Origin of the sequence: Nesterenkonia sp. CL21 (assembly GCF_031705515.1) — a bacterium.
GTDB lineage: Bacteria > Actinomycetota > Actinomycetes > Actinomycetales > Micrococcaceae > Nesterenkonia > Nesterenkonia aethiopica.
On the sequence record NZ_JAUTWR010000001.1, the window covers coordinates 303,321 to 327,504 of the forward strand.

General features: G+C 64.5%; 16 protein-coding genes. 10 read left to right on the forward strand and 6 right to left on the reverse strand.

The annotated features are described in order from the left end of the window. Positions 1-289 precede the first annotated feature (289 nt). From Q7C18_RS01345 to Q7C18_RS01375, 7 genes are read left to right on the forward strand one after another with little or no spacing between them, the layout of a single operon-like run. The gene (locus Q7C18_RS01345; RefSeq protein WP_311023745.1) at positions 290-2,737 is read left to right on the forward strand and encodes a type I restriction-modification system subunit M; all 2,448 of its coding nucleotides are present in this window, start codon (positions 290-292) and stop codon (positions 2,735-2,737) included. Beyond that, the gene (locus Q7C18_RS01350) at positions 2,734-3,897 is read left to right on the forward strand and encodes a restriction endonuclease subunit S (RefSeq protein WP_311023747.1); all 1,164 of its coding nucleotides are present in this window, start codon (positions 2,734-2,736) and stop codon (positions 3,895-3,897) included. Before Q7C18_RS01345 ends, Q7C18_RS01350 begins: the two co-directional genes overlap by 4 nt. Then, complete coding sequence (locus tag Q7C18_RS01355; protein ID WP_311023749.1) at positions 3,894-4,685, forward strand: ATP-binding protein; 792 nt, start codon at positions 3,894-3,896, stop codon at positions 4,683-4,685. Before Q7C18_RS01350 ends, Q7C18_RS01355 begins: the two co-directional genes overlap by 4 nt. Beyond that, positions 4,682-7,768, forward strand: a complete 3,087-nt coding sequence (locus tag Q7C18_RS01360) for an HsdR family type I site-specific deoxyribonuclease (RefSeq protein WP_311023751.1) — start codon at positions 4,682-4,684, stop codon at positions 7,766-7,768. The genes Q7C18_RS01355 and Q7C18_RS01360 overlap by 4 nt, the downstream gene beginning before the upstream one ends. Further along, the gene (locus Q7C18_RS01365; protein ID WP_311023753.1) at positions 7,755-8,477 is read left to right on the forward strand and encodes a SprT family zinc-dependent metalloprotease; all 723 of its coding nucleotides are present in this window, start codon (positions 7,755-7,757) and stop codon (positions 8,475-8,477) included. Before Q7C18_RS01360 ends, Q7C18_RS01365 begins: the two co-directional genes overlap by 14 nt. Continuing rightward, positions 8,474-9,709 carry an ATP-binding protein gene (locus Q7C18_RS01370; protein WP_311023754.1) on the forward strand — a complete coding sequence of 412 codons (1,236 nt, stop codon included), beginning with the start codon at positions 8,474-8,476 and terminating at the stop codon, positions 9,707-9,709. The genes Q7C18_RS01365 and Q7C18_RS01370 overlap by 4 nt, the downstream gene beginning before the upstream one ends. Then, on the forward strand, positions 9,699-11,051 hold the full coding sequence (locus Q7C18_RS01375; RefSeq protein ID WP_311023755.1) for a hypothetical protein: 1,353 nt from the start codon (positions 9,699-9,701) through the stop codon (positions 11,049-11,051). Before Q7C18_RS01370 ends, Q7C18_RS01375 begins: the two co-directional genes overlap by 11 nt. 304 nt (positions 11,052-11,355) lie before the next feature. On the opposite strand, the gene Q7C18_RS01380 is transcribed toward Q7C18_RS01375, so the two are convergent. Further along, positions 11,356-11,988, reverse strand: coding sequence for a hypothetical protein (locus tag Q7C18_RS01380; RefSeq protein ID WP_311023756.1), 633 nt, complete (start codon positions 11,986-11,988; stop codon positions 11,356-11,358). 235 nt (positions 11,989-12,223) lie between these two features. Here Q7C18_RS01380 and Q7C18_RS01385 point away from each other — a divergent pair, with 235 nt between their 5' ends. Then, positions 12,224-14,233, forward strand: a complete 2,010-nt coding sequence (locus Q7C18_RS01385) for a serine hydrolase (protein WP_311023758.1) — start codon at positions 12,224-12,226, stop codon at positions 14,231-14,233. Positions 14,234-14,239: 6 nt separating this feature from the next. On the opposite strand, the gene Q7C18_RS01390 is transcribed toward Q7C18_RS01385, so the two are convergent. Next, entirely contained in the window at positions 14,240-15,172 is a 933-nt protein-coding gene (locus Q7C18_RS01390; protein ID WP_311023759.1) for a VOC family protein, read from the reverse strand. Between the two features lie 157 nt (positions 15,173-15,329). On the opposite strand from Q7C18_RS01390, the gene Q7C18_RS01395 reads away from it, so the two are divergent. After that, positions 15,330-16,709, forward strand: a complete 1,380-nt coding sequence (locus Q7C18_RS01395) for a hypothetical protein (RefSeq protein ID WP_311023761.1) — start codon at positions 15,330-15,332, stop codon at positions 16,707-16,709. A 50-nt stretch (positions 16,710-16,759) separates the two neighbouring features. On the opposite strand, the gene Q7C18_RS01400 is transcribed toward Q7C18_RS01395, so the two are convergent. The 4 genes from Q7C18_RS01400 to Q7C18_RS01415 form a co-directional block, all read right to left on the reverse strand. Then, positions 16,760-17,398, reverse strand: coding sequence for a TetR/AcrR family transcriptional regulator (locus tag Q7C18_RS01400; protein ID WP_311023762.1), 639 nt, complete (start codon positions 17,396-17,398; stop codon positions 16,760-16,762). Then, positions 17,395-19,614, reverse strand: a complete 2,220-nt coding sequence (locus Q7C18_RS01405) for a YhgE/Pip domain-containing protein (protein ID WP_311023763.1) — start codon at positions 19,612-19,614, stop codon at positions 17,395-17,397. The genes Q7C18_RS01400 and Q7C18_RS01405 overlap by 4 nt, the downstream gene beginning before the upstream one ends. After that, complete coding sequence (locus tag Q7C18_RS01410) at positions 19,611-20,486, reverse strand: hypothetical protein (RefSeq protein ID WP_311023764.1); 876 nt, start codon at positions 20,484-20,486, stop codon at positions 19,611-19,613. The genes Q7C18_RS01405 and Q7C18_RS01410 overlap by 4 nt, the downstream gene beginning before the upstream one ends. Positions 20,487-20,594: 108 nt before the next feature. After that, a complete protein-coding gene (locus tag Q7C18_RS01415; RefSeq protein WP_311023765.1) occupies positions 20,595-22,118 on the reverse strand; it encodes a sodium/proline symporter in 1,524 nt (507 codons plus the stop codon). A 350-nt stretch (positions 22,119-22,468) separates the two neighbouring features. On the opposite strand from Q7C18_RS01415, the gene poxB reads away from it, so the two are divergent. Then, positions 22,469-24,184 carry a ubiquinone-dependent pyruvate dehydrogenase gene (gene poxB, locus Q7C18_RS01420; RefSeq protein WP_311023766.1) on the forward strand — a complete coding sequence of 572 codons (1,716 nt, stop codon included), beginning with the start codon at positions 22,469-22,471 and terminating at the stop codon, positions 24,182-24,184.

The following is a 24,184-nucleotide window of genomic DNA, read 5'->3' on the forward strand; positions in this document are numbered from 1 at the left end:
ATGGCCGATTAGTCCCAGAATTCGGATAGTATTTCAACCAGCCATAAAGGGGATGCATGAGCGAGGTTATAGTGAACTGTCGGTGTGTCCGGGCGGCTCGGCAAGTCTGGTTGCGCTCCAGCTGAGCAAGACGGCGCGTGTCTGTGCCATCCTGAAGCCTGACCGAGCGTCTGGCTTCGGCTCGACTGGAATGATTCGGATGCTTGGGAACATCGTTGCCGCTAGATTCGACGAGGGATTGTTCACGCCCTTCCGTGAGTCTGGAACGTGAGAGTGAGGAAAGCTAGCGTTGGCACTCAAGAAGTCAGACCTCTACAGCTCGCTGTGGGCGAGCTGCGACCAGCTTCGAGGTGGCATGGACGCCTCGCAGTACAAGGACTACATCCTCACGCTGCTGTTCGTGAAGTACGTCTCCGACAAGGCCAAGACCGACCCCAGCTCCCTGATCGATGTCCCCGAGGGTGGCTCCTTCGATGACATGCTCGCCGCCAAGGGCGACAAGGAGATTGGCGACCGGTTCAACAAGATCATCGGTCGCCTCGCCGAGGCCAACGGGCTGCGCAACGTCATTGACCAAGCCGACTTCAACGACGAGGAGAAGCTCGGCAAGGGCAAGGAGATGCAAGACCGCCTCTCCAAGCTCGTCACCATCTTCAACGACCTCGACTTCCGCGGATCCCGCGCCGAGGGCGACGACCTCCTCGGCGACGCCTACGAGTACCTGATGCGGCACTTCGCCACCGAGTCCGGCAAGAGCAAGGGCCAGTTCTACACGCCTGCCGAGGTCTCCCGAGTCCTCGCCAAGGTCGTCGGCATCGGCCGTGAGACTCGCCAGGACCAGACGGTCTTCGACCCGGCATGTGGCTCTGGCTCGCTGCTGCTGAAGGCTGCCGACGAAGCGCCGCGTGGCATGACGATCTACGGTCAAGAGAAGGACAACGCCACCTGGGCGCTGTCCAAAATGAATATGATCCTGCACGGCAACGAGATCGCCGAGATCGCCAAGGGCGACACGATCACGACCCCACAGTTCACCAGCGGCACGCAGCTCAAGACCTTCGACTACGTCGTCATGAACCCGCCGTTCTCGGTCAAGTCGTGGAGCAACGGCTTGGAGAGCGATTACGACCGCTTCGAGTACGGCCGCCCGCCGGAGAAGAACGGCGACTACGCCTTCCTGCTGCACGCGCTCAAGTCGCTCAAGAGCACCGGCAAGGCCGCGATCATCCTGCCGCACGGCGTGTTGTTCCGCGGCAACGCTGAGGCCACTATCCGCACGCGGCTGCTCAAGCAAGGCTTCATTAAGGGCGTCATCGGCCTGCCGGCCAACCTCTTCTACGGCACCAGCATCCCAGCCTGCATCGTCATCCTCGACAAGGAGAACGCCGTCAGCCGCACCGGCGTCTTCATGGTCGACGCCTCCAAGGGCTTCATCAAGGACGGCAACAAGAACCGCCTCCGCAGCCAAGACATCCACAAGATCGTCGACACCTTCAATAAGCAGATGGAGATCGACCGCTACTCACGCATGGTGCCGATGAGCGAGATCGCCGATCCGAAGAGCTACTACAACCTCAACATCCCTCGCTACATCGACTCATCCGAGCCCGAGGACCTGCAATGCCTCTCCGCCCACCTGCACGGCGGCATCCCGAACAGCGACCTCGACGCGCTGCATGAGTACTGGGATCCGTTCCCACAACTCCGCGACCAGCTGTTCAAGCCCAACCGTCCCGGCTACAGCGACCTCGCCATCGACGTCAGCGAAGTGCAGCAGGCCATCCTCGATGCACCGGGTTTCCACAAGCTTCGGGACGAAGTCACAGGCATCGTCGACGACTGGTTCGCCGCCTGGCGGCCGCGATTGGTCGACATCAGCGCCGACACCAAACCCGCCGACCTGATCACCGAGATGAGCGAAGACCTCCTCCAGCGGATCAAGCCTGTCGTGCTGCTTAACGAGTACGACGCCTACCAGCAGCTCATGACCTACTGGCACGACGTCATGCACGACGACGCCTTCCTGCTCATGAACGAAGGCTGGACAGAGGCTGCCAAGCCTCGACCGGCTCGAATCATCGGAAAAACAGACAAGGGCGCGAACAAGTACGAGAACATCCACCTCAAGCGCGGCATTGGCAAGAAGACCGAGCGATGGGTCATGGACCTCGTCCCGCCCGACCTCATCGTCGCCCGGTACTTCGAGAGCAACCAGGCCCGGGTTGACAAGCTGAACGCTGATGCTGAAGCTGCCACGCAAGCGGTTGTGGAGTACGCAGAGGAGCATGGGGCCGAAGACGGGGTCGTATGGGAAGCCGTCAACGACAAAGGCAAACTCACTCAGAAAGCGGTGAAAGCCGAGCTCATAACAGTCAAGGCGGCAGGCGACGAAGAAGGCGCGGCCGCATTTCAAAAGGCGCTTGACCTGTTGAGGACCGAGGCCGCCGCCAAGAAGGCCGCAAAGGAAGCTCAGGCAGAGCTCGACACCGCCACGCTCAAGAAGTACGGCGACCTCACCGACGCGGATGTCCAGACGCTCGTCCTCGACGACAAATGGCGCGCGACGATCGCGAAGCGGATCGACGGCGAGGTCAACGCACTGACGCTCGCCCTTGTTGCTCGCATCCAGCAACTCGGGGAACGCTACGCCGAGACCGTTGGCGACCTTGACGCTGCATTGGAGGAGCTTGAGGCGAAAGTCGCTGGCCATCTCGCTGACATGGGGTTCGAGGCATGAGTCAGACTACGGATCAGTGGCATGAGGCATCGTTGGCCGAAGCCGCGAGCCCGGACGCTCCAATCGGATACGGAATCGTCCAGGTCGGACCCTACGACCGTGATGGCGTTCCGGTATTGGCCATTCGCGACCTGCTGAGTCCTTCTGAGCATTCGTTGCATCGCAGTTCGCGGAAGATCGAAGCACAGTACCGCCGAAGCCGGGTCCGCGGTGGAGACGTCCTGATCTCTGTCAAGGGCACCACCGGACGTGTCGGGATCGTTCCAGCTGGATTCGCGGGGAACATCAGCCGAGACGTCGCCAGAGTCAGGCTGCGAGACGAGCACGATCCGCGCTACTGGCTCCATCTTCTCCGGTCGGAACATGCTCAGCAGACGCTGCAAATTGCTGCCGTGGGCACAACGCGCCAGGAGCTGTCGATTAGAACACTCAAGACCCTGCGGTTCCTGTACCCGGACAAGGCCGAGCAAGCTCGTATTGCCGGTGTCCTTTCAGATGTTGACGGTCTGATCGCCACCCTCGAACGCATAATCGCCAAGAAGCAGGCGATCAAGCAGGGCATGATGCAGCAGCTTCTCACCGGCGAGACCCGCCTTCCCGGCTTCACTGAGCCGTGGAGCGAGCGTTCTCTCGGTGACGTGGCGCGGATCAAGACTGGTTCCAGAAACAACCAGGACAAGAAGGCTAGCGGTCGGTATCCGTTTTTCGTCCGGTCCGCTACGGTTGAACGGATCGACTCATACTCATATGACTGCGAGGCTATCCTCGTTCCTGGCGAGGGAGGTATCGGTTCGATCTACCACTACATCAATGGCAAATTCGAGGTCCACCAGCGGGTCTACAAGATCAGCGACTTCGCGCTGGATGCAAGTGGCCGTTTCGTATACCACTTCATGCATCAGTACTTCGGCCTCCATGCCATGGAGAACAGCGTGAAGGCAACCGTGGACTCGCTCAGGCTGCCCACATTCAAGAACTTCGAGCTTCAATTGCCGTCGCTCGATGAGCAGCAAGCCATCGTTGATGCGCTGGACGACGCTGAGGCAGAGTTGACGTTGCTCCAGGGCCGCCTGGAGAAGGCCCGAGGCATCAAGACCGGCATGATGCAGGAGCTGCTGACCGGCCGCACCCGCCTGGCCGTCGCGGAGGGCGCAGCATGACTGGCAAGAAGGCGTACCAGGAGGACTTTGCGAAGTTCTTCGAACAGCCCTCGCGGGAGGGCCTGCGGGATGTGCTGCGTACACATCACGGTGAGCTCGACCAAATGGACTTCAAGAAGATGTGGCCCGAGTGGCCGAAGGTCGCCTGCCACGTACTTGCACTGGCGAACTCTGGTGGAGGTTGCATGGTGATCGGGGTTGCCGAGAACGAGGGCGGTAGCGCGGACCATATAGGGGTAACCGAGTTTGTCGATAAGGCTGATGTGGCTTCAGGCGTGGCACCCTTCCTGCCTGACACCGTTGAGTACGTGACGCTGGACTTCGAGTACAACGACTCGGAGTACGCAGCGATCAAAGGTAAGAAGTTTCAGGTCCTCGTTGTCGAGGACAAGCCCGAGGAGTTGCCGTTCCTCGCGGAGAAGGACGGCAAAGGTATCTCGGCGAAGGCTGTCTATGTTCGCAAGGGCACCTCGTCCCGCCCCGCGACTCACGCCGATCTCCAGCGGCTCATCAGCCGGCGCATCGAGACCGGCCACTCATCGAACCCAGCGATGGACCTCGACGAACACCTAGATCACCTGAAGGTGCTGTACGGTGCGATTTCTCGCGTTCACACCCGAAGTGCATTCGCGTCGCTCACGGAGATGTTAAACGCGGGCATGTACACGAGGGAGCGCAACGCGGCCTACCCCGATGAGACGTTCGACGAGTTTGTAGCAGCTGTCGTCGAGGAGAAAAAGGCCGTGATCCGCCAGTTTCTCAACGTCGAGGTCGGAGGCGCCAGATGACCACCGTTGGACAAGTGGAACGAAGGGCGCAGATGCGCGTCGTCAGACTCTTTCGGGATGAGCTTGGCTACGAGTACCTCGGTGACTGGCACGACGGCAACCGCACCTCGGGCATCGAGACCGATCTGCTCACCCAGAACCTCCACGCTCGTAGGTACGACGACAACCTGATCACCCGCGCACTTGACCAGGTCAGCAAGGCCGCCTCGGTTGGCACCGGCCACGACCTGTACGAGGCGAACCGCGATGTCTATCAGCTGCTGCGCTACGGGGTGAAGGTCAAGCCAGGCGTCGGTGAGCAGACCGAGACGGTCTGGCTGATCGACTGGTCCAACCCCGGGGCCAACCACTTCGCCGTCGCGGAGGAAGTCACCGTCCTCGGACAACACACCAAACGCCCGGACGTCGTGCTCTACGTCAACGGCTTGGCGCTCTGTGTGTTGGAGCTGAAGCGGTCGAAGGTGTCGGTGACTGAGGGGATCCGGCAGTCGATCGGCAACCAGAAGCACGAGTTCATCCGTCCGTTCTTCTCAACCGTGCAGTTCCTGTTCGCTGGCAACGATGTCGAGGGGCTGCGATACGGACTGATTGACACCCCGGAGAAGTACTGGCTGGAGTGGAAGGAACCTTCCGACGTCGCCGAGCCGCTGGATCGGGCGCTGCTGCAGCTGTGCGGCCAGGGGCGGTTCCTCGAGCTCATCCATGACTTCATCGTGTTCGACGCAGGTGTGAAGAAGGGCCCGCGGCACAACCAGTTCTTTGGCGTCAAGGCTGCCCAGGAGCGGATCGCCAAGCGCGAGGGCGGCATCGTCTGGCACACCCAGGGGTCGGGCAAGAGCCTGACCATGGTGTGGTTGGCCAAGTGGCTCCGTGAGAACCAGGACGATGCGAGGGTCCTGCTGATCACCGACCGCACCGAGCTGGACGACCAGATCGAGAAGGTCTTCAACGGCGTCAACGAGCAGATCTACCGCACCAAGAGTGGTGCCGACTTGCTCGACACTCTGAACAAGAGCCAGGAGTGGCTGGTCTGCTCGCTGGTGCACAAGTTCCGCGGCCCCGACGACGAGAAGGCGCTCGACGAGGCCAGCGAGGACTTCATCGCAGAGCTCAACGCGACCATGCCGAAGGACTTCAAGGCCAGGGGCAACCTCTTCGTCTTCGTTGACGAGGCTCACCGCACCCAGTCGGGCAAGATGCACCGGGCCATGAAGCAGCTCCTGCCCGAGGCGATGTTCATCGGCTTCACCGGCACCCCCTTGCTGAAGGCTGACAAGGCCACCAGCATCGAGACCTTCGGGTCCTTCATCCACACCTACAAGTTCGACGAGGCCGTGACTGATGGCGTGGTTCTCGATCTGCAGTACGAGGCCCGCAACATCGACCAGCACCTCACGAGCCCAGCGCAGGTGGACAAGTGGTTCGAGGTCAAGACCAAGGGCATGACCGACCTGTCCAAGGCCGAGCTCAAGAAGCGCTGGGGCACCATGCAGAAGGTCGTTTCCAGCGAGCCGCGCGCCAAACAGATCGTCAACGACATCCTGCTCGACATGGAGACTAAGCCCCGCCTGATGAACGGGCGCGGCAACGCCATGCTCGTCGGCGGCAGCGTCTATCAGGCGTGCAAGTTCTACGAGATGTTCGTCGCGGCCGGGTTCAAGGGCAAGTGCGCCATCGTCACCAGTTACGAACCCAACGCCAGCGATATCTCCAAGGAAGACTCCGGCGAGGGCAAGACCGAGAAGATCCGCAAGTACGACATCTACCGCAAGATGTTGGCCGACTACTTCGACGAACCCGAAGAGGTCGCCATGGGCAAGGTCGAGGAGTTCGAGGCTGCGGTCAAGAAGCAATTCATCGAGAACCCTGGCCAGATGCGGCTCCTCATCGTGGTCGACAAGCTGCTGACCGGGTTCGACGCCCCGTCTGCGACCTACCTCTACATCGACAAGAAGATGCGCGACCACGGCCTGTTCCAGGCGATCTGCCGGGTCAACCGGCTCGACGGTGAGGACAAGGACTACGGCTACATCATCGACTACCAAGACCTCTTCAACTCGCTTGAAGGTGCCATCACCGACTACACCTCAGGCGCACTCGACGGCTACGAAAAGAGCGACATCGACGGCTTGCTGACCGACCGGATCGACAAGGCGCGCGAGAACCTCGATGAAGCCCTGGAGCGGATTCGTGCCTTGTGCGAGCCAGTCGCTCCGCCCAAGGGCACGCTGCAGTACCAGCAGTACTTCTGCGCCACGGAGTCCGGCAACGCTGAACAGCTCAAGGCCAACGAGCCAAAGCGCGTCGAGCTCTACAAGGCCGTCGCAGCAGTGAGCCGTGCCTACGGGAACCTCGCCAACGAGATGACCGCCGCCGGGTACAGCGACGCCGAAGCGCAGGCGATCATGAAGGAGATCGCGCACTACGTCGACGTTCGCGCCGAGGTGAAGCTCGGTGCCGGCGAGGACGTGGACTTCAAGCAGTACGAAGCCGGCATGCGGTTCCTGCTCGACACCTACATCCAGGCCAGTGCGTCGGAGACGGTCTCGGACTTCGAGGACGCCGGTCTGATCGACCTGATCGTCAACCTCGGCGCGGGCGCGATCGACAAGCTGCCCGAGGGCATCAAGAACGACCCCGAAGCGGTCGCAGAGACGATCACCAACAACATGCGCAAGGTGATCATCGACGAGCGCGCGATGAACCCGAAGTACTACGACCGCATGAGCGAACTGCTCGACGCCATCATCGAAGAGCGACGCAAGGGCGCCATCGAGTACAAGGAGTACCTCGCCAGACTGCTCGACGCGGCGAAGAAGCTCGGCACCAAGGAGTCCGGCACCAAGTACCCGACCTGGGCAAACAATGGCGCCCGGCGCGCACTGGTGGACTTCTTATTCCCCGACGAGAGCCTCGCGGTCGAGATCGACGAGGCGGTCCTACAGCACAAGCCGCACGACTGGGTCGGCAACCCGATGAAGGAACGCCTGGTCCGCAATGCGATCAAGGTCAAGCTCCCTGCCGACTACGACAAGATGGATGAACTGTTCGAACTGCTGAAGGCCCGCGATGAGTACCGCTAGCGCCTACCTCACCGTCCGTGGCATCGACGTCGACGTCATCTACAAGGACATCAAGAACCTCCACATCGGCGTCTACCCGCCGATGGGGCGCGTCCGCGTCGCCGCACCGCAGCGGCTCGATGACGACCAAGTCCGCTTGGCCGTGATCCAGCGGCTGCCGTGGATCAAGCGGCAACGCAAGGAGTTGCAGGACACGCCACGCCAGTCTGAGCGAGAGATGGTGACGGGAGAGTCGCACTACGTATGGGGCGTTCGGCGTCGACTCAAGGTCGTGGAACGACCTGGGCGTGCCCACCTCGAGGTCGATGGTGAACGGCTCGTGCTCTACACGCCTGCCGACAGCACTGCCGACAGACGACGCGAGAACCTCGACCAGTGGTACCGCGAGCAGCTCCGCGAGGTTCTTCCGGACATCATCGCGAGGTGGGAAGCCAAGCTCGAAGTGTCGGTGCCCAAGTGGACAATCCGACGCATGAAGACCAAGTGGGGGTCATGTAACCGCGAGACCCGCCACATCTGGTTCAACGTCGAGCTCGCCAAGAAGCACCCCGACTGCCTGGAGTACATCGTCGTCCACGAGATGGCCCACTACTTCGAACGCAACCACGGCGAACGCTTCACTAAGCTCATGGACGGACTCTTGCCCGACTGGCGCAGCCGCCGTGACCAGCTGAACGGATCTCCACTGGCCGAGGAGGTATGGGGATGACCGCGTCATCCGGCGACCTACAGCAGCGCGTCGACGGACTCGTGATCAAGGTCATAGAGGCCCTCGATGGCGGTGAGGCGTTTCTCGGTCGGCTCCCAAACGGAAACACCGCCCGATTCTCGCTCGGTCAGCGGGCAGATATCGGCAGAGGCTCAGTTGTATACGTTGGGGATGATTTTTGGGAGGTGCTACCCGATACAGCTTGGTCTGAGATTCCCGAAGTTGCGATCGTTCGGCGGATTATTGAGGACGGGCTGCTGATCGAATATGGTGCTGGGATCCGGTACCTCGCCGGTAATCCTTCGGTCGACGTGGCTGTTGGAAACACTGTGCAGTTCAGCGAAGTCGACGGCATAACTCGCGTGCTCGACCAACGGCCAGTCCGATACCGAGACGAGGGTACCGACGATGGCAGCTTGGACGAGTACCTCATCCAGCCGGACGGCGATGGTCCTACCTTCGCTTCCTTCGCCGGATATCACGACGTTCGCCGCCGAGCTGTCGAGCTGATTGAGACTCAACTGCAGAATCGAGAGCAGTTGGCTGCGCTCGGCGCCCGCCCGGTAAAAGGCGTGATCTTCACAGGCCCGCCAGGGACAGGCAAGACTCACCTCGCGCGTGTGATTGCTCACGAGTCAGGCGCAGCGTTCTACCTCGTCAGTGGGCCATCGATCGTCAGCAAATGGGTCGGGGACAGCGAACAGGCAATCCGCCGGATCTTCAGGGCTGCAGCGAAGCACGAGCGAGGCGCGATCGTTTTCTTCGACGAGATCGACAGCATCGCGGAGCGTCGGACCGAGGAGTCTCACGAAGCGTCCAGGCGACTGGTGGCGCAGTTACTAACAGAACTTGATGGCTTCGACCAGAGTACCGCGAACCTGGTAGTTATCGCTGCCACCAACAGGATCGAGAGCGTAGACGAGGCGCTACTTCGCCCGGGACGGTTCGACTGGGAGATCGCTTTCGGGATGCCGACCTATGAAGATCGGCTCGAGATTTTGCGGCTCGGGGCGAGCCAGATGACGACCGACGGTGCGCTGTCGTTGGAAAAAGTAGCTGCCGCGAGCGACGGCTGGTCGGCCGCTCGACTCTCGTCATTATGGACCGAAGCAGCCTTGTTGGCGGCCGCTGACAAGCGGAAGGCCATCGTGGACGAGGACGTCGCTCAGGCCTTCGAGCGAGTCGCAGGCCGCCCCGTGCGGGAGGTTAGGAGAGAGACCAATGGCGCTTAAGGGCTGGTTGAGATCCGTTCGGGATTGGTGGCGGAACCGTCGTGCGAAGAATCCAATCAAGAGAGATCGGCCACTGCGTGAGTTCATCTATCTTGATGAGGTCAGCCTGACAAGTTTGCTTGTGTCTCAGCGCGACACAGTACCCGAACACGTGACGAGCGGGCGCACGTCCTCGGAGCAAGCTGAGATCTCATCGCGAGCGTCGGTTGATGCTGTCGCGGCAAGAGTTGAAAGTGCAACGAGGTACCAGACGGCCAACTCAAGTTCGGTCGAGAGCTCGCGGAAGGCCGTCGTGCAGACCTTGTTCAACGAACTGCGCGACGACGATGCATTGCCGATCTTCTTGACCGAAGACGCCCAGGGGCCGGTGGCGCTCCCGGGGGCTGACGAGATTGGCGCTTGGCCTATTGAGGACCTGCACCGTGGCCGGATGATTGAGGTAGAGGCAGTCCTCGATGCTGATCCGGTCTACAAACTCGGGACGATGGTCTCGGAGTTCTCAGCAATGGCTGCGGAGTATCCCCAGATGGCCGGACGTGGCGGTCTTGCAATGCTGGCCGAGGTGGATCCCATCAACAAGGTCCTCGATCGACTTTTGGCGGGGCTGATACCCATCAGGGCACGTGCCTGCAATTTCTCGGTCGTGACCGTGAGCGACAGGGGGTTCATCGTCCGAATCACCGATGCCGACGCACTCGACCTTGCAGTTCAGCCGCTGGATATCGTCGGCGTGACTGAGCACCTCGGCTACTGGAAGGACATCCGCCGAGTTCTCTTCTCATCGGGGCAGTTCAAGCTGCTGTGCCGTCTTTCGCGGTCTGGTGTTCATGAGTCGTGGAATCCGGTCAAGGTCGCGCACCTATTCGGTGATGTTGCACCAACTCTGGTCGAGCAAATCGAGGCAGCCGGAAGAGTTGGAACTTCCGGCGGCTCCAGTCTGTCCGTCGGTCAACCTCAATTGGCTCTCGTTCGCGCTCTTGCTGCGTACGTTGACGAGATCAAGTCGGCCAACTCCCAATCGTTCGAAGCCCCTCAAGTCAGCGAGTTGATCGCAGTCGCTGCTGAGGTTTCTGACGAGGCATCGCCAAGCGAACAGAGGCGGGCATTCGCAGACGTCAGGAAACTGATCGACCTGCAGAATCCGGACCTTGCCATGACCCCAGAGCAGGATCGGGATGCCCGCCAACGAGCACGGGCGCACGCTGGGCTTATGACGACATTCCAAGGGGCCGTGCCAAATGCGAGCTCCGCAGCCGGTGGCGGAGTCGCTGACGTAGCGACCCATGAGGACTTTACCGACTTAAAGATGGTTGATGTTGAGGTTGTGGCGATATACTGGTAGCCGTTTTCACTTGCATGTGTGGCGAGCGCAGGAGTTTCGCTTGAGCAGCGATTCCGTAGTGTGAATGTCCTGCGTGGAACAGTTAGTCGTAAGCCTAATATAATTCCTCGTTCGCGTGATATAGATTCGCTCTCCGTGCTGGGAAGACGCTGAGCTCATTCGACTTCAGAACTGTGGGATTATCCCCTTCCAGTCGCAGTCTTGATCCGAGGGCTCGTTGTCATCCAGAAACTGGCCACGAGCGGACAATGAGTCGCTTATAGAGGCATCGCATTGGATGAGTCGAGCGTGATCGCAATGTTCGTCACTGCCTCTCCCACACCCCGCATCCAGAGGTCTCGAACGCCACGTCGGTTTCGGCGATCGTGACCAGGGCCTGGCCGTCGTCGACGAAGCCGTTGGTGATGATGTCGTGGAATTTGCCGCTGGTGCCGCTCAGGCGGGCCCAGTAGCAGCCCCAGGAGCCTGGCTGTGTGGTGTAGGTGCCGGGCTCCACGTCGGTGCCGACCATGTACACGCCGTCACCGGGGATCGTCGGCCCGGAGGCCTCTGACTTGTCGTCAGGGTCCGGTTCGGGCTCCACTTCGGCCTCCTCGGCTGTCTCCACGTCGGACTCCCGCGCCGCGAGGGACTCTTCCAACTCCTCCAGCTCCTCGGCCCATTCCTCGAGCTCGGTCTCACGGGTGTCCAGCTCCTCGTCCCGGGCGTCGGCAGCCTCGCGCTGCTCCTCCAGGTCCTCCGGCTCGACCTCGACTTCGACCTCCTCGGTGACGGTTTCGGTCACCGTCTCGGTGACCACTTCCGGCTCCGCCTCGGTGCAGGCGGTCAGGACGAAGGACGCCGCCAGCAGGGGGATGGATCCCGCGGCGAGGCGACGGGGCGCCGTCGTCCGGGTCCGTGTGCCAGTGCTGAACGGGTCGCTGATGGTGGTGAACATGGTCTTCTCCTCACAGAACGGTGCGGTGCATCATGCGCGAAGACCCGTTGACGTCGATGGGGAAGCGGGTGATGGAATCACTCTCGAGAACCCGGGTTCTCCGCGTACAGAAATCATGAGACCCACCACTGACATTTCTTGATGAAGAACTCTTGCGCCCAGGTCAGCACCACCGTGTAGCGTCGAGGAGTAGGCGCCCAGCACGGGGCGGACTGCCGGAACCTTCAGGAGTGAGATGAGCGCGCCAGACCAGGGGACTGACCTCGAGCAGCGGATCCACGCACTCACTGCAGGGCAGCCCTTCGCGGTCCACTGGCAGCTCCGCGACCTGACCTCCGAGGAACCCACCACCATCGGCGACGGCGCCCACGCCCAGGTGCCCTCCTTCAGCACCCGTAAGGTCAGCGTCCTGCTGGCCTGCCTCTCCTTGGTGCACCAGGGCAGGCTGGTCCTGAACATGCGACTGCCCATCACCGAGGACCTCAAGGCCGGCGTCCAGGCCGGCATCATGAAGGACCTCGCCCCCGGCGTCGAGCTCACCCTGGAGGACCACCTCCGGCAGATGATGATCACCTCGGACAACATCTGCACCCAGCTGGTCTTCGACGCCATCGGCGGGGCCGCCCGGCCTGCCAGCCTGCACCATGACGATCGGGCCGCCGCCGCGCTGCAGCAGGTCAACGACTACTGCGCCTGGGTGGGCATGCGGAGCACCCTCCACCGGGAGATCTTCCCCCGCAGCGGTGAGCTGACCTGGCACCACAGCATCGAGCAGATGACCGTCACCACCGCCGCCGACCAGGCCCACCTGCTCGCCCAGCTCGGCCGCGGCACCCAGAACACCAAGGCCGCCGAGGCTCTGCACCTGACCCCGCAGCTGTGCCGCTTCGCGGTCGAACTCATGCACGGGCTCTACACCCCGCTGCTCGACGCGCAGACCACCCGGCTGCGCGTCGCCGAGAAGAACGGGCGTGGGCTGCGCAGCCTCTCCCAGATCGGGCTGGCCGCCACCGACGACGGCGCCCCGGTCGCCGCCGTCGCGGTCTACGCCGAGACTATCCCCACCGAGCTTCCCGACGGCACACCCGGCCGGATCGCCGCCTACGAGCTCTTCGGGCAGATCGGGCGGGCGATCGAAGACTGGTACGACGGAGTCGGCCGCGGGGAGGGTTTCCGCGCCCCGTCGGACGCGCGGGACACGCAGCCCGACCGGGTCTCGAGCCTGCTCCGTATCCCTGAGGACGTCTCGGGCAGCGACGCACAGCGGGAAGCCACAGCGGCTCACCCCGGCGTCCTTTCCGCCATCGGTGGGGTCACCGGCGGAGGGGATGACGGCGGCACCGTGGGTCGTGACGTCCTCGGCCATCGGGAGTTCCACCCGCTGGCCGGGGCGGGGAAGCTGCTCGCCGCCGTCACCCTTGCTGAGATGGAGGCCGCCGACCCCGGCCTGCTGGAGATGCCGGTGCCCATCGCCGCCGAGCACCGGTGCGCCGCTGTCGTCGGGCCCCTGCGGCTCCCGGCCGGCTCCGGGCGGCACGCCGACGACCAGGCCGGTGAGATGACGCTGAGCCTGCATGACGGGCTCGGACTCATCATCGGCACCGCCGACGCCGCAGCGTCCCTGGCCGTCCGGGCCGCCCTGGAGACCAGGGGAGTGGACCTCGCGGCGGAGACCCGGGCATTCTTCGACAGGTTCAGGCTCCGTGACGAACCCTCGTTCCATACCCAGATCACCGGGTTCGAGGACCTCGAGACCGCCCGCGGCGACCTGCTGACCGGGGAGACCTCAGCCCACGAGCTGCGCCAGCTGCTGATGATGCTGGTCGCCTCCGGCGGACTCCTGGAAGTCGAGGTGCCGGACCGAGGAATGCTCGGACTGAACCCAGCAGCCGCACGTTGCGTTCTGGGCTGGATGTCCCAGGTGTTCGAACCGTCAGGGCTGGCCTGGGCGTTGCCCGGCTACGGGCCGAAGAAGGTCCCGCAGTGGACGGTCTCCGGGCTGGAATCCCGGCAGGCTGCCAGCAGGGGAGAGGGCGGCCAAGGCTGGACCTCCGTGCTCATCACCCGCCGGCCCGGCGTCGCGCCGACCGACGGAGGAGTCCTCTGGATGGCCGCCCATGTCCCCGCCTCCACCGGCAGGGACGCCTCCCGGATCCTCGGCGAACTCGGGCTGACCCTACACCGGCGGGGCCTCAGTCGGCCCAGGCTTCGAGGGAACGTGGCGCCGATGCACATCCAGGAATAGGGCGCCTCACCGGCTGAGCAGCTCCTCGGTCTCTGTGCCCGGCACGGCCACCGAGACCTGGGTGCCCCACGGGTCCTCGGTGACCACCCGGTGCCCCTCGTCGGCGAAGCCGAGGCCCTGCGCGCGATACCGGGACACCAGGGCGTCCAGATCCTCGCGGCCCGGCACAGTGATCGCCAGATCACCCAACCCCAGGCGAGAGGACCGCGGCCCGGCCCCGCGGCTGTTCCAGGTGTTCATCGCCACGTGGTGGTGATACCCGCCGGCCGAGGCGAACAGGGCGCTGTTCCAGCTGGCGGTCGGATCGAAGCCCACCGTGCCCACATAGAACTCACGCGCCCTGGCGACGTCGCCCACCTGCAGGTGCACATGTCCGACCCTCCCGGCGCGGGCGGCGCCGGCGTCGAGCACCTCCTGGTCCAGGTGGCGGCGCAGGTACGCGGCCGGGTCCAGCGGCAGATTGTCCATGCGGACCTGCGTCCCAGTGGCCTCCCAGGTCTCCCGGGGTCTGTCCCGGTAGAGTTCGATGCCGTTGCCCTCCGGGTCGGTGAAGTAGAACGCCTCGCTGACCAGGTGATCGGCCGAGCCGACGTACCGGGACTGCGGGTGCTGCGCGGCCCGATGGACGGTCGCCGCCAGGGAGGCCTCGTCCTCGAACAGGAACGCCGTGTGAAACAGGCCCGCCTCGTGCGGGTCCACCCCGGGCAGATCCGGGGTATGGATCAGGCGCACCATCGGCGTGGCACCGCGGCCCAGCACCCGGTGGACCTCCCGGCCCCGAGTGCGCTCCTGCAACGGCTCCATCACCAGGGCGGTCTCGTAGTAGGCGGACATCGCCTCCAGATCGCCCACCCGCAGGGTGACCGCATCCATGGCAGTGGCAGGGTTCAGCGCGCGGCCGTCAGCGGCCGGGGCGGGATCGGGGGAGACGTTCGGCATGAGAGCTCATCCTTGCGGCGTCGGCGGTGCCCGCAGTCCGGCCACCGGTTGGTTGTTGCTACAAGTATGAACGTAGGGGTGCGTAGATTTCTTCCAGGCATGAAGTCGCGTGCTCGGCATCGCATGATCTGTCAGAGCACGATGCTATATCTGAGGCATGGCACAGAAGCGCTCGAGAACATGTGAACCAGCCCGATTGTTGGTGACTGAAGACGAGTACCGATTGCAAATCGTCCGTGCGATCGCCTGGGGGCTCCTGGTGGTAGCAGTTTCCGGTGGCGGCATCGGCTTCTCCGTGTTCATTACTCAATTCAGCTCACCTCGGGTGACAGTTCGGGACCCTTCCTCCATCAGTCATGAGGTGGTTTTTTCGTTCTTGCTCGCATCGATCGTTTCGTTGAAAGTAGCTACCCGGATTGCCCTGAGTAGTGATGATGACTATATAGGTTTGGCTCGCAGGAGCGCCTTGTCGAAAATCGCATGGTCATTCGTTCCAGTATCACTGGGCGCTGGAATTTACGCGGCTGGATCCGTGTTGAGCAGAGCACCCAATGAGATCCCTCTCTTGGAGCTCTTTACCCCACTTGTTGCGGGCCTGATCTTGGCCGTTTTCGCAGCTGATGCCAGCCTCGCGATCAACGATCACGTCAACCCGAAGACTCTCGGAGAGGTTCAACGTGAGCGCTTCGTCTCTCGAAAGAGGGATGAATATCGGCGCCTGGTAAAGCGTCCTTCCAGAGCTTCGTTCACTGGTGGTCATGCTCGAGGGCGTTCATCTTGGTGTGTCGGGAGGGGGAAGCTCGCGCTTCATGTGAGGAGGGTTCTTGGGAAATCGGCACTTCGCGTCGAGGCTGCCATAGGTGCCGGTGTGCTCCTTGTTCCAAGTGTCTTGATACTGTTGACGTTTCCTATTCAATACGCCAGAGGACCGCTTGCTGTCTTGAGTGTGTTGTCAACTGCTGTCGTGGTCTTCACGGTGTATTCCGGCGTGGTTTCAACAATACGAGCAGACTGGACTATATTTGGATTCGTGCTTATTATGGGATCACTTATTATATTGGCATTGATTGTGATGAGCATATCAATGGTTTCGCATGCACACGGCGCAGGATACGGTGTCAAGTTCGAGCATCTCGGAGTGCTTCCAATAGCGCTACTAGTGGTGATTCTGCTAACCGGGGCGGTGACGATCGCGTCGCTCAGGATGTCCTCCTTCGGACCTGGCGCACTGAGAAGCTTTGCAATCTCCAGAAGCTGGCGTCAGTACCGTAGGGCGTCGGCTGACCGGCCTCATGCGGGAAGGACAGGGGGGCCGTTGGAGCGTCAGGCGAAGGTCAGTGTGTGGTTGGCGGTTGTGCCCCCGGTAGGAGGTCTGCTCGCGATGGCCACGCTCATGGATTCAGGGGCCTCCGGCACAGCTCGCAAGTGGAGCTTCGTGGCTCTTGGAATCGCGACAGCAGTCTTCTTGGTTGCAGTGGGAACACTTGGGCTCATCACGATCATGCGACCTGACCTGGGTATGGAACTCTTGAGCTGAGAATGCTCAATGGTTGGATTCATCGTGTCTGGCTGAAGCCCCGACGTTACTCACCCCAGCCCGCCGGCGGACATCGCCACCAGCGCCTGCACACAGTCCTCCTCGGACCACTCCTGGTGGGTGGTGTGCTGTTCGATGCTCAACGTCACCGCCGCCGAGAGCAGGGAGGTCGCCATGATCTCCAGCCGGGCCGCCGACGACGGCGCCTCCGCGAGCCCTTCGGCCACCTTCGCCGCGTCGAGGCGGGCCAGCCGGTCGGTCAGCAGACCCACGATGGCCTCCTTCTCGGCGCGCAGCTGCTGGGACTCGTCGTCCCGGCGTCGGGCCAACGCATAGGCCACCAGACCGGTGAAGGAGGGGTACTCGCGCAGGAAGGCGAAAGCCGCACGGATCTGCGCAGTGAGGCTGGCCCGGACGGCAGCCAACCCCTCGCCGTCGTCGAGCTCATCCATGATGCGCTGCAGCTCCTCGGCCCCATGCACCAGCATCTGGCGCACCAGGTTCTCCTTGGAACCGAACTGGTAGTACACCGAGCCCTTGGCCACACCGGCGATCGCCGCCAGCTCGTCCACCGAATGCTCCTGCACACTGCGGTGATCGTCCAGGGACATCAGCGCCTGCAGCAGACGCACCCGGGCCGAGCCGCGGCGCACCCGCCCCGCAGGGCGCTCCACCGTGCTCGCGCTCATGCCGCCTCCTCGATGGCCGGCTGGAGCCGCTTCAGGCTCCACATCTTCTTCTTCCGGATCGCCAGCACCAGCAGGGTCAGCCCCACACCGGTGGTGGCCAGCAGCGCGGCGATCACCGTGGACAGGGTGGCCAGGTCGGCACCGTAGATCACATGCCGCAGCCCGTCGACCACGTAGCTCATCGGCAGCACCGGGTGCAGCGCCTGCAGCGGCTCCGGCAGTGTCTGCGGCGGGAATGTGCCCCCGGAGGCCACCAGCTGCAGCACCAGCAGCAGGATCATCAGCATCTTGCCCGGGTTCCCCAGCAGCGCCACCACGCCCTGGACCAGGGCGGAGAACGCCATGGAGGCGGCGAACAGCAGCGCCAGCGCCAGCCACGGATGCGCCGGGGTCAGGCCCAGCCCCAGCACCACGGCGGTGTAGAGCAGCAGGCTCTGCGTCAGCGACAGCAGCAGGAACGGAATCCAGGAGCCCAGGGCGATCGAAGCCGAAGGCGCATTCGAGGCCAACACCCGGGGGGAGGTGGGCCGAAGCACCTGCAGCATCACCAGTGCACCGATCCACAGCGACAGCGCCAGGAAGAACGGCGCCATCCCGGCCCCGTAGTTGCCGGCCTCCGCCTGCGCGGTCTGATTGACCTTCAACGGATTGCCGATCACCTCGCTGATCTCCTGGCGCTCACCCTCGTCAGGGTTAGGCACCTCGTCCGCGCCGTCGTCGAGTCCCTCAGCCAGCTCCTGGGCGCCGTCGGTCAGCTCCACCGAGCCGTCGGAGGCCTCGGCGAGCCCGTCCCGCAGGGCGATCGCGCCGTCGGAGAGCGCCGTGGCGCCCTCGTTGAGCTCACCGGTGCCGGTAATCAGCTGGCCCACCCCCTGGTGGGCCTCATCGGCCCCGTCGGACAGGTCCGAGGCGCCGGAGCTCAGCTGCAGGGCACCATCACGGGCGGTGCCCACACCGTCGGAGAGGTCCGGGGTGGAGGCGGAGAGCTCAGCGGCACCGTCGGCCAGCGCCGAGCTTCCGGTCAGCAGCTCCGAGGCGCCGTCGGCGACCTCCCGGGAGCCGGCGGCCAGAGCGTCGATGTTCTCCTGCGCCTCACCCAGCTCGCTGCGGGCCTCCTGGGCTCGGGTCAGGAGCTCCGAATCCTCGGCCACTGAGCCCAGCGCCTCGTGCGCCTCCTCCACCTGCTCCTGTTCGATCACGCCTGCGTCCAGCAGATCCTGGACCGCCTGATCCACACGCCCCTCGGCCGAGGCCTCAAACTCGGAGATGATGTCACTGGCCTCATGGGAGGCCGCGGACAGCGCCTCATTGCCGTCGGCCACCTGTTCGGCGCCGTCGTGGAGCGTGCTGATCCCGGTGTTCAGTTCGGAGGCGCCGTCGGAGAGCTGCCCGGCGGCAGTGTCCACCGCATCCGCGCCCTCCTGCAGGTCAGACATGCCGGAATACAGCTCCGAGGCGCCGGTGGACAGCTGGCTCGCACCGTCGGAGAGCTGCTCGGTGCCCTCGGAAAGCTGCCCCAGGCCCAGGGCGAGTTCGTCCACGCCGTCGTCCAGCTCCCCGGCGCCGTCGGCCAGCTCCACCGAGCCGTCATGCAGTTCGCTGATGCCGTCGCGCAGCTCCCCAGCACCGTCGTGGAGCTGGGTGGCGCCGTCGGCGGCGTCGACCAGCTGCCGGTGGATCTGCCCGAAGCCGGTCAGCATCGCATCAGCGGTCTCCTGCCCGACCTCGCTGGAGACCGACTCATGGATCTCCGAGGCCAGCACCGAGACGATGTTGCTCAGCAGGTAGTTGTTCGCCTCATTGGTGGTGATGTCCAGGATCGCCTGATCGGCGGACTCGAAGCTCGACGGCGAGGCCAACGCCTCTGAGAAGTCCTCCGGGATGATCAGCGCGAACTGGTGCTTCCCCGAGGCGACGCCGGCCTCCGCGGCCTCCCGCGAGTCGACCTCCTCCCAGCCGAAGGAGGCGTCGTCGATCAGCTCCTCGGCGACGTCGTCACCGACCGTGCGATGCTCGCCGTCGAAGTCCGCACCCTCGTCCAGATTCACCAGGGCCGCATCCACGCCCTCCAGGTTGTCGTAGGGGTCCCAGTTGGCGTAGAGGTAGATGCCCGCATAGAGCACCGGCACCAGGGCCAGCCCGAAGATGGTGATCAGCGGGGTGAAGCTGCTGGTCATCCGGGCGAACTCGGAGCGCACCAGGCGCAGGAACGTCATCGCTTGTCCTCCAGCAGGTCGTCCAGGTCGGTGTCCGGGGCTGTGTCGTCGGGTTCCGTGTCGTCCGGTGATGTCTCGTCCGGGGTTGTGTCGTCCGGGGCGATCTCCTCCGCAGCAGTCGCCTCGACGTCATCGTCGGTCGTCTGGGCTGCGGCTGCAGTCTCACCTGCAGCATCTGTGACGCCCGCAGCTTCTGCTTCGGGGTCCTCGGCGTGCTCCGCGCTGAGCACGAACGGCCCCTCGTGGTGCCCGGCGAACCCGCAGGGAATGTCCTCCCGGGCCGGCGCTTCCTCGAGCACCGCCAGCACGGCACGCTCGTGCTCCACGCTGCACCGGTCCTCCAGGAAGTCCAGCAGCTGGTCGCGGTCCACCTCATGACGGTCGGGGGAGTCCACGACGGCGAAGCGCACCTGCGGGTCGGAGAAGGCCAGTTCCAGCAGCAGCCCGACGCGCTCCAAGGGCTCCAGCGTGTCGATCCGAGCCCCGGCGAGATCCTCGGCGTCGTGCTCGGCCAGCCAGGCGCGGACCCCGATGCGGCGGGCCTTCTTGCCCACGCGGCTGCGCAGCGGGCGCAGTGCGAGGAACTCGGAGACCACGTTCTTCACCGTCATGTGGTGCTCGGGGGCCGTGATGGTGGGCGCATCCACCAGGGCCGTGCGCAGCCGCAGCGGACGCAGCTCGGCGACCCCGTCGATGCGGACCTCGCCCGCATCCGGCGCCATGCGGCCCGAGGCGATCAGTGCCAGGGCGGTGCGCATCATGGCGGTGGGCGCCTGCAGGACGGCGAGCCCGCCGTCGGGAACGGAGAAGGAGGTCGGCTCGACCAGGCGGCCATGATGACCATCGAAGGCGACGTCGTGGAGTTCCAGCATGTACCCCAGCATACTCTTAAACTGACTGGTCAGTATAAAAATGCGAGGAACGGGTCATTCGGGACCGCCGGGTCGGTCTGAGCGCCGGCAGGAGCGGGACGTGCGCTCTCAGCGGCCGCTGAGCGGGGCGGACGCTCCACCGGGTGTCAGAGCGGCGCTGATCCGCTCGCGGTCTGCCGGCGGGGAGGTGGCCAGGCTGACGAGAATGAGCACCAGTGAAGAGACCAGGAATCCCCAGACCAGCTCATCATTGGGGAAAGACTCCCAGGACCCGTCTGCCTGCCAATCAGCGATGATCGGCTTGATCAGGTAGAAGTAGCTGATCACCACGGCCGTGCCGGTCAGGACGCTGGCCATGACGCCGCTGCTGGTGGTCCGGGTCCAGAACGCCGAGGCCAGCAGGGTGGGCCCGAAGGCGGCTCCGAGGCCGCCCCAGGCGAAGAGGACCAGCTCGAAGACGAGGTCGGAGGCGCCGGGTGTGTAGATGAACGCCACGGCCAGGCCCGTCATGGCCAGCACCGCCAGCCGGGACAGGCGCACCATCGCCGCTTCATCCGTGGGGCGGTCGGCGCGGATGAGCTGCTGATAGAAGTCACGCACCACTGTGGAGGCGCTGACCAGCAGCTGCGAGTCCACGGTGGACATGATCGCGGCGAAGATCGCGGCGACCAGCAGTCCGGTGACGATCGCCGGCAGGTAGTCGCCGGCCAACGCCAGGAACGTCTGCTCCTGGTGGGCGCCCGGGAGGCCCTCGACGTCTTCGTAGACCGCCCGGCCCAACAGGCCGATGGTGACCGCGCCCCATCCCATCAGCACGTTCCAGACCGTGCCCCAGATGCCTGCCGCCCGCAGGTTCTTGGGGTCGTCGATGGACATGTAGCGCACCACCAGGTGCGGCTGGCCGGGGGAGCCGAGGCCGATGCCGATGGCGGAGACGAGGGCACCAGTGGCCAGGGCCCAGGCGTCCAGCAGGGAGGGATCGAGGGCTCGGACGGTGGCGAGCATGGGCTCCCAGCCCAGCTGGCTGAGGACCACCAGGGGCAGCAGCACCAGGCCGAAGATCATGAACACCGCTTGGATGGCATCCGACCAGGCCACTGCCACGTACCCACCGATGAACACATAGAGCAGGACGATCGCGACAGTGATCGCCAGGCTCAGGTCCGGGTCGAGCCCGAAGGTCCCGGCCAGGGCGGTGCCGCCGGCGGAGAACTGGGCAGACACGTAGGCGATCATGAACAGCAGGAGCACCGTGGCGATGACGGCGCGCAGAGCCTTGCCTCCACCGAACCGAGAGACGAAGTAGTCCGTGAGGGTGACGTTCTCCATCCGCCCGGTGAATCGGCGCACCTTCGGGGCGACGTAGAAGAACAGCAGCACTTCCATCACGATGTACCCGACCACGTACCAGACGGCGGAGACGCCGACCATGAAGGCGATGCCGGTGACGCCGAGGATCAGCCAGGAGCTGCGCCCCGAGGTCACGGCCGACAGCGCCACCACCACGGTCTGCATGCCGCGGCCGCCCAGGAAGTAGTCGGTGGTGGTGTGGTTACCTCGGACGGCGGCCCAGATGGCCACGGCGAAGATGAGGGCGAGGTAGATGATGAACGCGGTCAGTGTGGTGCCCATCAGCGCTCCTGACGTCCGGTGTGGAGATAGGCGAACGCCGTCAGCGCCGCGATCGCCAGGGGAAGGAGGATATAGACCTCGATCATCGGGTGCTCCTTGCTCACGTCCTCGGAAGCTGGGTGATCCCTGCATGCTAGCTGGTGGGCTCCGCTAGGACCTCGCACAGGGCCCGCGGTCTCGGCGGCGTGTCCACGGGGACGAACCCGCGCAAGACGACGGCAGCTGCCCGCAGCGCCGTGACGGCGTTCATAGCCATCAGCGGTGCACAGTCCTAGACTCGGCCCGAGGCGGCCCCCGCCGAGGATCCGGCGAGCCGAGGCCGCGATCCGTCACGGAAAGGGGAACCTCCCATGCCGACAGCCGCACGCCACATCGTCGACACCCTGCACGCCAGTGGGGTCCAGAGGGTCTACGGGATCCCCGGAGACTCGCTCAACGGCTTCACCGACGCGCTGCGCGCCTCCGGGACCATCGACTGGGTCCAGGTCCGGCACGAAGAGGCCGCCGCCTTCGCGGCCAGCGCGGAGTCGCAGCTCACGGGGGAGCTGGCGGTGTGCGCCGGCAGCTGCGGCCCGGGCAACCTGCACCTGATCAACGGGCTCTACGACGCCCAGCGCTCGCGCACCCCGGTGCTGGCCATCGCCGCCCACATCCCCAGCGAGGAGATCGGCTCCGGCTATTTCCAGGAGACCCACCCGCAGGAGCTGTTCCGGGAGTGCAGCGTCTACGTGGAGCACGTCACCCACGCGGAGCAGATGCCGCGGCTGCTGCGCATCGCCATGCGTGAGGCCCTGGAGAAGCGCGGCGTGGCCGTGCTGGTGATCCCTGGAGACGTCGCCCTGCAGGAGATCAAGGCCGAGCCCCAGGCCATCCGGGCCGCCAGTTCTCAGGTCATCCCTGCCGAAGGAGACCTCGCCGCCGCGGCCGAGGCCCTCAACGGCTGCGAGCGGGTCACCATCCTCGCTGGCGCGGGCACCTCCGGCGCCCACGAGGAGCTGCTGCAGATCGCCGAGCGGCTGCAGGCCCCCATCGTCCACGCGCTGCGCGGCAAGGAGCACGTGGAGTATGACAACCCCTACGACGTCGGCATGACCGGCCTGCTCGGCTTCTCCTCCGGATATCACGCCATGGAGGCCGCCGAGACCCTGCTGGTACTCGGCTCGGACCTGCCGTATCAGCAGTTCTACCCGCAGGACGCCACCGTGGTGCAGGTGGACGTGCGCGGCGAGCAGATCGGCCGGCGGACCCCGGTCGACGTCGGTCTGGTCGGCGGGGTCAAGGAGACCGTGCAGGCGCTGCTGCTCCGCCTGGACGCCCACCGGGGTTCCAAGCATCTGGACTCCGCCACCAAGCACTACCGGCGCACCCGCAAGGATCTGGACTCGCTGGCCACGCCGTCCAAACGGACCATCCATCCCCAGTACCTGGCTCGGCTGGTGGACCAGGCCGCCGCGGACGATGCCGTGTTCCTGCCTGATGTCGGCTCCCCGGTGGTGTGGGCCTCCCGCTACCTGACCATGAACGGACGACGCCGGCTGATCGGCTCGTTCAGCCACGGCTCCATGGCCAACGCGCTGAGCCAGGGCATCGGGGCCTCTGCGGTCGACCCGGACCGTCAGGTGGTGGCGCTGGCCGGCGACGGTGGGCTCACCATGCTGATGGGGGAGCTGCTCACACTGACCCAGGCCCAGCTGCCGGTGAAGACCGTGGTGTTCAACAACTCCTCCCTGAACTTCGTGGAGGTGGAGATGAAGGCCGCTGGTTTCGTGAACTACGGCACCGGGCTGACCAACCCCAACTTCGCCGACGTCGCCGAGGCCATGGGCATCCGCGGGATCCGGGTGGAGTCCTCGGAGCAGCTGCCCGCCGCGGTGGAGGAGTTCTTCGCCCACGACGGCCCCGCCCTGCTGGACGTGGTCACCGAGCGGCAGGAGCTGTCCATGCCGCCGGCGATCACCGCGGAGCAGGCCAAGGGTTTCACGCTCTACGCGATCCGCACGGTGCTCTCGGGGCGCGGGGACGAGCTGGTGGACCTCGGCCGGGCCAACTGGAGGCAGCTGTTCTGA